Below are 11237 nucleotides of genomic sequence, written 5' to 3' on the forward strand. Positions count from 1 at the left end.
ACCTATTTAGTTTATCCTGGCGCACATCACACTCGATTTCATCATGCTTTGGGTTGCATGCATATTATGCAAAAAGCAGTTCAAACACTCCGCTTTAAAGGTGTTGAAATATCCGAAGAGGAAGAAAACGCACTTTATATTGCCATTCTTTTGCACGATATTGGTCATGGTCCGTTTTCTCATGCCATGGAACACAGTATTGTTGAAGATGTTCATCACGAAGAAATTTCTTTGCTGTTTATGAATTCTTTAAATAAAGAATTTGAAGGTAAATTGAGTTTGGCAATTCAAATTTTTAAAGGAGAATATCATCGAAAGTTCATGCTGCAATTAATTTCTAGCCAACTAGATATGGATAGAATGGATTACCTAAAACGAGATAGTTTTTATAGTGGTGTAGCCGAAGGAAACATTAATAGTGATCGATTAATTCAAATGATGAATGTGCAAGATGATGTTCTTGTAATAGAAGAAAAAGGAATCTTTTCGGTTGAAAAATTTCTAGTTGCAAGACGATTAATGTATTGGCAAGCATATCTTCATAAAACATCCGTTGTGGCTGAGTTAACATTGACCAAAATTCTAAAAAGAGCCAAAGAATTAACCCAAAAAGGTGAGAAATTAGAATGCAGCAAACCATTATCATTTTTTTTAAACAATAAAATATCGTTAGAGAATTTTGATGAATCAACTATTAAAACATTTGCATTACTAGATGATTTTGATGTTATGGGAGCAATAAAAACTTGGCAGTTTAATGAGGATTTTGTTTTAAGTTCCTTGAGCAATATGATAATAAATCGCGATTTGCTCAAAATTGTGATGCTAGATGAAAAAGCAGATGCAGAAATACTAGATAAATTAAAACATAAATTTGCAGCATTACATTCACTTTCAGATAAAGAAGTTGCCTACTTTGTTTTTAAAGGAAAACTTAAAAATCAAGCATACAATAAAGAAAGTGAACCTATTAGCATTTTAAAAAAGGATAAAACTGTCGAGAATATTGTAGATTCGTCAGATCAATTACAAGTTAGAGCATTATCAAAATCGGTGACAAAATATTTTATGTGTTTTCCAAAAGTGTTGTTGGAAGCATAGTTTTCAATTAAATTTTATATTTTTGCAAGAATGAAATTCACAGCAGAACAAATTGCAGGTATTCTAGAAGGCGAAGTAATAGGAAATCCTAATGCTGAAGTCCATAAGTTAGCCAAAATTGAAGAAGGAATAGAAGGTTCTTTGACATTTTTGTCCAACCCAAAATATCAGAATTTTATATATACAACTCAAGCTACAATTACCATTGTAAATAAATCGTTTGTGGCTGAACAAGAAATATCTACTACTTTAATAAAGGTTGACGATCCATATCAATCATTTTCAAAATTATTAGAATATTACAATCAAGTAAAGTTGATGAAATCTGGTATTGAACAACCATCGGTAATTTCAGAAAACGTTACCTATGGTGAAAATCTTTATTTAGGAAGTTTTTGCTACCTTGGCAAAAATGTTGTTATTGGAAACAATGTAAAAATTTATCCTAATACATTTATTGGAGACAATGTTACTATTGGTGATAATTGTGTGTTTTTTGCTGGAGTAAGAATCTATTCAGAAACCGAAATTGGTAATAATTGTGTCATTCATTCCGGAACAATTATTGGTTCAGATGGATTTGGATTTGCACCTTTAGATGATGGAACTTACAGTAAAATTCCACAAATTGGAAATGTAATTCTTGAAGATGATGTCGAGATTGGGTCTTGCACAACAATTGATAGAGCCACAATGGGTTCAACAATTATTAGAAAAGGAGTAAAGCTTGACAATCAAATACAAATTGCTCATAATGTTGAAATTGGAGAAAACACAGTGATTGCGGCTCAAACAGGAATTGCAGGTTCTACTAAAATTGGTAAAAATTGCCTAATTGGTGGTCAAGTTGGTTTCGCAGGTCATATTGTTATTGGCGATAATGTTCGTGTTCAAGCACAATCTGGAGTTGGAAAAAATCTAAAAGATGGCGAAGTGGTTCAAGGTTCACCATCGTTTAATTATGCCGATTTTAGTAAATCATTCGTGCATTTTAGAAACTTTCCAAAAATAGTTTCAGATATTGATGAATTAAAGAAAAAAATAGAATAGATAATAAATTAAATTACAATACTTATGGTTAAGCAAAAAACCATCAAAAACGAAGTTACACTTACAGGAGTAGGATTACATACTGGTAAAGAAGTTAAAATGACTTTTAAACCAGCACCAATAAACAACGGATTTACATTTGTAAGAGTTGATTTAGAAGGCAGTCCAATCATTGAAGCTGATGCCAATTATGTTGTTAATACTCAAAGAGGAACTAATTTAGAAAAACTTGGAGTAAAAATTCAAACTTCAGAGCACGTTTTAGCTGCTTTTGTTGGTTGTGATGTTGATAATGCAATTATTGAATTAAACGAATCTGAGCCACCAATAATGGATGGTTCTTCTAAATTTTTTGTTGAAGCAATTGAAAAAGCTGAAGTTGTAGAGCAAGATGCTGATAGAAAATATTATGTTGTAAAAGAAGTTATTTCCTTTACAGATGAAACTACTGGAAGTGAAATAATAGTAATGCCTTGCGATGATTATCAAATTACTGCAATGGTCGATTTTGGCACTAAAGTACTTGGCACTCAAAATGCTACATTAAAAAATATTACCGATTTTAAAACAGAAATTTCAAATGCAAGAACGTTTAGTTTTCTTCACGAACTAGAAAATTTATTAGATAATGGTTTGATAAAAGGTGGCGATTTAAATAATGCAATCGTATATGTTGACAAAGAAATTTCAGCAAATACAATGGAAAATTTAAAGAAAGCTTTCGGAAAAGATTCTATTTCTGTAAAAGAAAACGGAATTTTAGACAATCTAACATTGCATTATCCAAATGAAGCTGCAAGACATAAATTACTAGACGTTATTGGAGATTTAGCATTAGTAGGAATTAGAATTAAAGGTAAAGTTATTGCTAACAAGCCAGGACATTTTGTAAATACTCAATTTGCTAAAAAATTATCAAAAATAATAAAGATTGAACAAAAAAATCATATCCCAGTATTTGATTTAAACAAAGAACCATTAATGGATATTCATAAAATCATGAGTATCCTGCCACACAGACCACCATTTTTATTAATTGATAGAATTATAGAAATGTCTGAAACACATGTTGTTGGAATGAAAAATGTAACAATGAATGAAAATTTTTTTGTTGGTCATTTTCCAGATGCACCAGTTATGCCAGGTGTTTTAATTGTTGAAGCAATGGCGCAATCTGGTGGAATATTAGTATTAAGTACAGTTCCAGATCCAGAAAATTATCTTACCTATTTCATGAAAATAGATAATGTTAAGTTCAAACAAAAAGTTCTTCCTGGCGACACATTAATATTTAAATGCGAATTGATAACACCAATACGAAGAGGAATTTGTCACATGCAAGCCAATGCATATGCCAACGGAAGATTAGTTGCCGAAGCAGAATTAATGGCACAAATAGCTAAAAAACAATAGTTTTTGTTAATCTGTTAATTTGGTATTTGTCATCCAAATCAACAGAATTACAAATAACCAAATCAACTTTTAATATATGAATCAACCATTAGCATACGTTCATCCTGGAGCAAAAATCGCAAAAAATGTTGTTATTGAACCATTTACAACTATCAATAATAATGTTGAAATTGGCGAAGGAACTTGGATAGGTTCAAATGTAACTATCATGGAAGGCGCAAGAATTGGTAAAAATTGCAGTATCTTTCCTGGAGCTGTAATTGCAGCAGTGCCACAAGATTTAAAATTTGGAGGTGAAGATTCACTTGCAATAATAGGCGATAACACCACTGTAAGAGAATGTGTTACAATTAATAGAGGAACAATTGCTTCTGGACAAACTAAGATAGGAAAAAATTGTCTTATTATGGCAACTGCACATATTGCTCACGATTGTCACATTGGCGATAATGCAATAATTGTAAACGGTGTTGCTCTCGCAGGTCATGTTATTGTTGGCGATTATGCAATAATTGGTGGTTTGGCTGCTATACATCAATTTATACATATTGGTCACCATGCCATGATTTCTGGTGGTTCTTTAGTACGAAAAGATGTTCCACCATATACCAAAGCGGCAAAAGAACCATTATCTTATGTCGGAATTAACTCTGTTGGACTAAGAAGAAGAGGTTTTACAACCGAAAAAATAAGAGAAATTCAAGATATTTATAGAATTTTATATCAAAAAAATTACAATACATCTCAAGCAGTTGGAATTATTGAAGCCGAAATGTCAGCTTCGCCAGAACGTGATGAAATTCTTGATTTTATAAGAAATTCTTCTCGTGGAATCATGAAAGGATATTCTGGAGCATATTAAAAAATAGTTTAAAAGTTTAAGATTGTTTAATGGTTTAAAAGTTTAAAAAAATAAGTGTAATTAAACAATATCAAACAAGATTAAACAATTTCAAAAAATAAAAAAATAACAAAAATCATATAAAATGGCATCTACATCAGATATTAGAAACGGATTATGCATAAAATTCAATCACGATATATATAAAATTATCGAATTCCTTCATGTTAAACCTGGAAAAGGACCAGCGTTTGTAAGAACAAAATTAAGAAGTTTAACTAACGGAAAAGTATTAGACAATACCTTTTCTGCAGGTCATAAAATTGATGAAGTTCGTGTAGAAACACATTCTTATCAATATCTATATGCCGAAGGTGATTTATTTCATTTTATGAATGTAGATAGTTATGAGCAAATAACACTAGAAAAAAAGATTCTTGATGCACCAGATTTATTAAAAGAAGGAACAATCGTTATGGTTCAAGTTAATACCGAAACTGAATTACCTCTTTCTGTAGATATGCCATCATCAATTGTATTAGAAGTTACTTATGCAGAACCTGGAGTTAAAGGAAATACAGCAACCAATGCTACAAAACCTGCCAAAGTTGAAACTGGTGCTTCTGTAAATGTGCCTTTATTCATTAATGAAGGTGATAAAATTAAAATCGATACAGCAACAGGTTCTTATATGGAACGAGTTAAAGAGTAATTTTTGTTTCAAGTTTCAAGTTTTAGGTTACTAATAACTTAAAACTTGAAACCTAAAACTTAAAACCTGAAACAAATTTTAAATGAAATTCTCAAAAACACATTCGCTTAAAGAAATTGCTACAATCCTAAATTGTCAATATGTTGGCAATGATGATTTTCCAGTTCAAGGAATGAATGAAATTCATGTAGTTACAGCTGGCGATATAGTTTTTGTAGATCATCCAAAATATTATGATAAAGCATTACAATCTGCAGCTTCAATTGTTTTAATAAATAAAGAAGTTACTTGTCCTGAAGGTAAAGCATTGTTAATTTCTGATGATCCGTTTAGAGATTTCAATATATTAACAAAACATTTTAGACCTTTTCAAGCTACAAATCAACCAATTTCAATTTCGGCAACAATTGGTGAAGGAACATTTATTCAACCTAATTGCTTTATTGGAAATCATGTTAAAATTGGTTCAAATTGTATAATTCATTCTAATGTTACTATTTATGATGGCTGCATAATTGGAAACAATGTAATAATTCAAGCCGGAACAATTCTTGGCGCAGATGCATTTTATTATAAAAAACGCCCAGACGGATTTGATCAATTGCTTTCTGGAGGAAGAGTTATTATTGAAGACAACGTTGGCATTGGAGCACTTTGCACAATCGATAAAGGCGTTACTGGAGATACAACTATTGGCGAAGGAACAAAAATTGATAATCAAGTTCATGTTGGTCATGATACCGTTATTGGAAAAAAATGTTTAATTGCTGCACAAACAGGAATTGCAGGTTGTGTAATTATTGAAGATGAAGTTACACTTTGGGGACAAGTTGGCACAACAAGCGGAATAACAATTGGTACAAAAGCAGTAATATTAGGACAAACTGGAGTAACAAAATCAGTTGAAGGTGGAAAATCATATTTTGGAACACCAATCGAAGAGTCTAGAGAAAAATTAAAACAATTAGCAAATATTAAGCGCATACCCGAAATTTTAAAAAACCTAAAATAATGCATGCAAAAGAAATTGTACTCGATTTTTACAAATCAGATGTCATTTTAGATAAGAATGCTGTAAAAGAATTTCTTCATCCAGAAATTACAATTGATTGGAATAGCAGTAAAGGATTTATCCAAATGAATTTTGACGATATTATTAGACTTGTTGAAGAAATGAGTAAAGCATATTTGCGCTCAAAAATAAAAATTAGTCATATTATAGAAGAAGGTGATACGGTTTCTGTTCGTTTTTCGCACTTTGTTAAAACAATAGAAAATCAAAGAGAAGAAATGCTTTTAGCTCATTTTTTTGTTATTTGGGAAATAAAAGAAGGAAAATTATTCAAAGGATTTCAAATGAGTCAATTTTCATAAACTAAAGCTTTAAAACATTGTTAAAAAAACTGAATACCAATCATAAAAAACCCATCACTTTTTAATACTTTTGCAAAATAATTTAAACACAATATAAAACATATAACATGAGCGTTTTAGTTAATAAAAATTCAAAAATAATAGTTCAAGGATTTACAGGAAGTGAAGGCACATTTCATGCTTCACAAATGATTGAATATGGCACAAACGTTGTTGGTGGAGTAACTCCTGGAAAAGGTGGAACAACACATTTAGAACGTCCTGTTTTTAATACTGTAAAAGATGCTGTTGAAAAAGCAGGAGCAGACACAACAATTATTTTTGTACCACCAGCTTTTGCTGCTGATGCAATTATGGAAGCTGCAGATGCTGGAATAAAAGTCATAATTTGTATTACTGAAGGAATTCCGGTTGCAGATATGATTAAAGCGTATGCTTATATTAAAGATAGAAATTGCAGATTAATTGGTCCAAACTGTCCTGGAGTAATTACTCCAGAAGAAGCTAAAGTTGGAATTATGCCAGGTTTTGTTTTCAAAAAAGGAACTGTTGGAATTGTTTCTAAATCTGGAACATTAACCTATGAAGCTGCAGACCAAGTTGTAAAACAAGGTTTAGGAATAACTACAGCTATTGGAATTGGTGGAGATCCAATTATTGGAACAACTACAAAAGAAGCAGTAGAATTATTAATGAATGATCCCGAAACTCATTGTATTGTTATGATTGGTGAAATTGGAGGACAACTAGAAGCAGATGCTGCAAAATGGATTAAAGCTGATGGTAACAGAAAACCTGTTGTAGGTTTTATTGCTGGTGAAACGGCTCCAAAAGGAAGAACAATGGGACACGCAGGTGCAATTGTTGGTGGTGCAGACGACACAGCAGAAGCAAAAAAACGAATTATGAGAGAATGTGGAATTCACGTTGTAGATTCTCCTGCAGAAATTGGTAAAAAAGTAAAAGAAGTAATGTCTTAATTACATAATATAAATAATCAAAATAGCTCTGAAAAGATTTAATTTTCAGAGCTTTTTTTATTTAATTGAGTGTTAGAACTCCTAAAATTTCTTTGTGCAAAAATGGTCCACCTGGATAATGTGCAGTATAGTCAAGATTTAACCAAATTTGACCTCTATCGTCAATGTGATATTTAATACTTTTACCATAACTTTCTTTTACAAAAAGTTCTTTTTTAATTAAATAGTTTATTGCTTCAAATTCTTTTTTTGTACCAATAAGAATTTCAGGATAAATATGTCCATCAGTGTGAATTAATCTTGCTGTTCCTCCAATAGATTTTACACAAGATGCCATTAAAATTGAATGATCATCACAATCACCAGATAAATAACGAATTGATTCTGATGCTGATGCAATATAATCTTTATTCTTTGGATCACTTACATAATTCCATCTTGAATTTATTTCCTTAAAAACTGCAAAACACTGAATAATAGTAAAATAATCATGATACTCTTTTACTCCTTTAAAATGTTTGGTTGTGGCCATTATTGCAAAATTTCTAACCTTTGGATTGTCATATTCTATTGCATCAACAACTTTTGATTTATTGGGAAAAGGTAATAATTTAGAAATTATAATGTCTTGAGGATTAGGGTTTTCAGACATATAATACATCATGTATTTATAATCTTCATATACGCTTTTAAAACCATAATTACCTAATATAGTTCCAACAAAAAGAATAATGAAATAAAAAAAAACACCAATTAAAATTATTTTCCTAATTGCTCTTAGCAGTAATTGCAAACTGATTACAATTATTATAAAAAGAATAATCCTGTCAATATGCCAAAACCAATTTAAATCTATAAAGTTTTGATGCGCAATAATGAATATTGGAATAGCAAGTAAAATATTTAAAATAAATATAATAATAATGTCCCAAGGTTTCTTAACCGTGAGTTGATTGTCTATTTCTTTATAAGTAAGATTTTTTAAAGCTATCATTTAAAAACAAAATCCAGAAAACTTAAATAGTTTTTATGATTTCAGCAAAAGTACCTTTTTTCTCAATAATTTTGAGTGCAAATAACTGATTTTGAATTTTGTTTAACATTTCAATAGATAATTGACTTTGCGACCATTCGGTAATTGAAAGCCATTCTTGAATATCTGTTATTTTTTGATTATATTTTTCTGCCAAAGTTCTGTCAATACTAGGAATTTCTTTAAAATCTTGTGTTGTAATATTGATAATTTCTAGAATTTGAGCAATGGTATTAGGATGTTTTTTTAGAACTTCATCTCGAACTGCAATTACAAAACAAGGCCAAGGCGTTGGGCAATCGGCAATTTTTCTGAAAGTTCCTTTATCTACAAGTGGTTTGGTCATAAATTTTTCCCACATAAAATAATCAGATTCTCTTTTTGCTAAACTTTCTATTGCGCCATCAATTGTGTTTATAATTTCAAATTCTAAGTTTTCAGTATTCCATTTTTGATTATTAGCATTGACATAAGCCATTAGTTGCGAGCCAGAACCAAGTCGAGAAATAGCAACTTTTTTATTTTCTAAATCTTCTAAATTATAATAATTTGACTTGGCATCAACGTGAATTCCCCAAACTAAAGGAGATTCAACATAAACTTGAACAATTTTTGAAGCATTTCCTGCATTGATGTCTTTTATAATTCCTTCGGTAAGAATTACTGCAATATCAGTCTCACCATCTCGAAGCATTTGACACATTTTTCCAGTTCCTTCTGGTACATCTGTCCATTGCAAATCGATTCCAACGCTTTCAAACTCTCCATTTTCTATGCACAAATGCCAAGGAAGATTGAAATGTTCTGGAACTCCAGCTATTTTTATTGTTTTCATAGTCATTGCGAGGCACGAAGCAATCTCATAATTAATTATTGTTTAAATGGAAAGTTGCTCAATACAAGTTTCACGAAATTTCCGAATTTCATCAAAAGTATGTTTTATTTGATGTTTAAAAATTCGATTTTTAATAAAATTTTGATGGTTTTCTATTTAAAATCCACAACTTGAAATGGTTCGATTTCAATTTCTAGAAGAATATCATTTTTTATTTTTTTTAAAACAGATTTGAGAAATTAGGTTAATCTAAAAAATTTCTCTGATTTCTCAAATCTGTGTTCTACTTTTTAAATAAAATTATCATATTTTCAAATGAGAAATTACAATTCGATAACCATCAGGATCGAGAAACATTTTTCCACCCGAAACTTCGGGATCATTCCAAAACGGATTTTTAGCTTTTATAAATTCTATTGAATATTTATGAATCTTTTCAAGAAGAAGTTCATATTCTAGTTTACTATTTGGATAAAAAACTAAAACATCATCTTCATCAAAAGTATGATTAACAATTTTATTAGATTGTGTGAATTCTAAATGCCAATTTTCGTCTGGTTTACCAATAAATACACCATCATAACCATTATGGTTTTCAAAACCACCAAGCAATTCCAATCCTAAAACGTTTGTGTAAAAAGATTTTAAATTTTCTAAATTATTGGTATGTCTTGCGTATCTGAAAGTCATTTTTTATTTTTAAATTAGATAACAAAAAAAGAATTTTTAATTTGATGCGAATATTACTTTTGCAACACAGATTTATGAAATTAAAGAAATCAAAGAAATTTTTTAAATTATTCAAATTTCTTAAATCTGTGTTCTACTTTTTTTTATTTGGCCAATTTATCCAAAGTATATTCAATCAACTCATCAACAGCTTTGTAAGGATCATCACTAAAAGTTCCTGTGGCACGATTGGCAATAATTGCATTTAGTGACAAACAATTATGTCCAAGAAGCTTTCCAAGTCCATAAATTGCTGCAGTTTCCATTTCTAGATTGGTAATTTTATTTTCTTCAAATTCAAAATTATCCATTTTAGAATTCAATTCTTCGTCTTGAATATTCAATCGCAAAACGCGACCTTGCGGACCATAAAATCCTCCAGCAGTTGCCGTAATTCCTTTAAACATTCTTGCACTTTCAATTACTTTCTCCAGTTTTTCTGAACATGCAATGACATAAGGTTTTCCTTTTTTCAAATCCCAATTGGTGTGTTTTACAAAAGCATCTTCCATTTCAAGATTAGAAACTTCGTCAATTAAATAGGAGCGAAGCATATTGTCTAATCCCAATCCGTATTTAGACATTACAAAACTATCGCAAGGAATAGTTTCTTGAAGTGAACCTGATGTTCCAATTCTGATAATATTTAATGAAGTCAAAGTTTCTTTTGGTAATCTGGTTTGTAAATCAATATTGACTAACGCATCGAGTTCGTTCATTACAATATCAATATTATCTGGACCAACTCCTGTTGACATAACTGTAATTCGTTTTCCTTTAAAAATTCCGGTTTGGGTTTTAAATTCACGTTTTTGCTGAGAAAATTCTATTTTTTCAAAGTTTTTGGTAATTTTTTCCACACGATTTTGATCACCAACAAAGATAATGTCATGGGCAATTTGATGCGGAAGAAGGTTTAAATGGTAAACACTTCCGTCTGGATTTAATATTAATTCTGATGATGCAATCATTGTTTTTTTGTTTAAATTGTTTAAAGGTTTAAAATGGTTTAAAGTTTAAAATGGTTTAAGGTTAAAATGGTTTAAGGTTGTTTAAAATGTTTAATTGAACACTAATTCCGAAATTTAGGAACTGAACACTGAAAACTGAACACTGAACACTGAATACTGAACACTGAAAACTGAACACTTTTTCTAACCTCCAACTCG

At 30.4% G+C, this 11237-nt stretch carries 12 protein-coding genes; 8 read left to right on the forward strand and 4 right to left on the reverse strand.

All coding sequences use genetic code 11. The features are described 5' to 3' along the window. From ACH2BO_RS08680 to sucD, 8 genes are all read left to right on the forward strand, one after another. A partial coding sequence (locus tag ACH2BO_RS08680; RefSeq protein WP_395044351.1) for an HD domain-containing protein occupies window positions 1-1101 on the forward strand: 1101 nt, incomplete at its 5' end. 30 nt (window positions 1102-1131) lie between these two features. Then, window positions 1132-2151 carry a UDP-3-O-(3-hydroxymyristoyl)glucosamine N-acyltransferase gene (gene lpxD, locus ACH2BO_RS08685; RefSeq protein ID WP_395044352.1) on the forward strand — a complete coding sequence of 340 codons (1020 nt, stop codon included), beginning with the start codon at window positions 1132-1134 and terminating at the stop codon, window positions 2149-2151. Between the two features lie 24 nt (window positions 2152-2175). Next, entirely contained in the window at window positions 2176-3564 is a 1389-nt protein-coding gene (locus tag ACH2BO_RS08690; protein ID WP_395044353.1) for a bifunctional UDP-3-O-[3-hydroxymyristoyl] N-acetylglucosamine deacetylase/3-hydroxyacyl-ACP dehydratase, read from the forward strand. A gap of 76 nt (window positions 3565-3640) precedes the next feature. Continuing rightward, window positions 3641-4426, forward strand: a complete 786-nt coding sequence (lpxA, locus tag ACH2BO_RS08695; protein ID WP_395044354.1) for an acyl-ACP--UDP-N-acetylglucosamine O-acyltransferase — start codon at window positions 3641-3643, stop codon at window positions 4424-4426. A 124-nt stretch (window positions 4427-4550) separates the two neighbouring features. Next, the gene (gene efp, locus ACH2BO_RS08700) at window positions 4551-5117 is read left to right on the forward strand and encodes an elongation factor P (RefSeq protein ID WP_395044355.1); all 567 of its coding nucleotides are present in this window, start codon (window positions 4551-4553) and stop codon (window positions 5115-5117) included. Window positions 5118-5199: 82 nt separating this feature from the next. Next, the gene (locus tag ACH2BO_RS08705; RefSeq protein ID WP_395044356.1) at window positions 5200-6129 is read left to right on the forward strand and encodes a UDP-3-O-(3-hydroxymyristoyl)glucosamine N-acyltransferase; all 930 of its coding nucleotides are present in this window, start codon (window positions 5200-5202) and stop codon (window positions 6127-6129) included. After that, the gene (locus ACH2BO_RS08710; RefSeq protein ID WP_395044357.1) at window positions 6129-6491 is read left to right on the forward strand and encodes a nuclear transport factor 2 family protein; all 363 of its coding nucleotides are present in this window, start codon (window positions 6129-6131) and stop codon (window positions 6489-6491) included. Before ACH2BO_RS08705 ends, ACH2BO_RS08710 begins: the two co-directional genes overlap by 1 nt. A gap of 107 nt (window positions 6492-6598) precedes the next feature. Beyond that, entirely contained in the window at window positions 6599-7471 is an 873-nt protein-coding gene (gene sucD, locus ACH2BO_RS08715) for a succinate--CoA ligase subunit alpha (protein WP_395044358.1), read from the forward strand. A 61-nt stretch (window positions 7472-7532) separates the two neighbouring features. Here sucD and ACH2BO_RS08720 read toward each other — a convergent pair whose 3' ends face one another. The 4 genes from ACH2BO_RS08720 to ACH2BO_RS08735 form a co-directional block, all read right to left on the reverse strand. Further along, window positions 7533-8465, reverse strand: coding sequence for a transglutaminase (locus ACH2BO_RS08720; protein WP_395044359.1), 933 nt, complete (start codon window positions 8463-8465; stop codon window positions 7533-7535). A 22-nt stretch (window positions 8466-8487) separates the two neighbouring features. Continuing rightward, window positions 8488-9339 (reverse strand): substrate-binding domain-containing protein, encoded by an 852-nt coding sequence (locus tag ACH2BO_RS08725; protein ID WP_395044360.1) that lies wholly within the window; start codon window positions 9337-9339, stop codon window positions 8488-8490. A gap of 303 nt (window positions 9340-9642) precedes the next feature. Next, on the reverse strand, window positions 9643-10029 hold the full coding sequence (locus tag ACH2BO_RS08730; RefSeq protein WP_395044361.1) for a VOC family protein: 387 nt from the start codon (window positions 10027-10029) through the stop codon (window positions 9643-9645). A gap of 143 nt (window positions 10030-10172) precedes the next feature. Further along, window positions 10173-11039, reverse strand: coding sequence for a nucleoside phosphorylase (locus ACH2BO_RS08735; protein WP_395044362.1), 867 nt, complete (start codon window positions 11037-11039; stop codon window positions 10173-10175). Window positions 11040-11237 lie beyond the last annotated feature (198 nt).

The sequence above is a fragment of the Flavobacterium sp. genome (assembly GCF_043773265.1).
GTDB lineage: Bacteria > Bacteroidota > Bacteroidia > Flavobacteriales > Flavobacteriaceae > Flavobacterium.

Excerpts from the sequence above, each read along its gene's own strand:
- lpxD (WP_395044352.1), top strand. The coding sequence starts at position 1,132 with ATGAAATTCACAGCAGAACAAATTGCAGGTATTCTAGAAGGCGAAGTA.
- ACH2BO_RS08690 (WP_395044353.1), top strand. The coding sequence starts at position 2,176 with ATGGTTAAGCAAAAAACCATCAAAAACGAAGTTACACTTACAGGAGTA.
- lpxA (WP_395044354.1), top strand. The coding sequence starts at position 3,641 with ATGAATCAACCATTAGCATACGTTCATCCTGGAGCAAAAATCGCAAAA.
- efp (WP_395044355.1), top strand. The coding sequence starts at position 4,551 with ATGGCATCTACATCAGATATTAGAAACGGATTATGCATAAAATTCAAT.
- ACH2BO_RS08705 (WP_395044356.1), top strand. The coding sequence starts at position 5,200 with ATGAAATTCTCAAAAACACATTCGCTTAAAGAAATTGCTACAATCCTA.
- ACH2BO_RS08710 (WP_395044357.1), top strand. The coding sequence starts at position 6,129 with ATGCATGCAAAAGAAATTGTACTCGATTTTTACAAATCAGATGTCATT.
- sucD (WP_395044358.1), top strand. The coding sequence starts at position 6,599 with ATGAGCGTTTTAGTTAATAAAAATTCAAAAATAATAGTTCAAGGATTT.
- ACH2BO_RS08720 (WP_395044359.1), bottom strand. The coding sequence starts at position 8,465 with ATGATAGCTTTAAAAAATCTTACTTATAAAGAAATAGACAATCAACTC.
- ACH2BO_RS08725 (WP_395044360.1), bottom strand. The coding sequence starts at position 9,339 with ATGAAAACAATAAAAATAGCTGGAGTTCCAGAACATTTCAATCTTCCT.
- ACH2BO_RS08730 (WP_395044361.1), bottom strand. The coding sequence starts at position 10,029 with ATGACTTTCAGATACGCAAGACATACCAATAATTTAGAAAATTTAAAA.
- ACH2BO_RS08735 (WP_395044362.1), bottom strand. The coding sequence starts at position 11,039 with ATGATTGCATCATCAGAATTAATATTAAATCCAGACGGAAGTGTTTAC.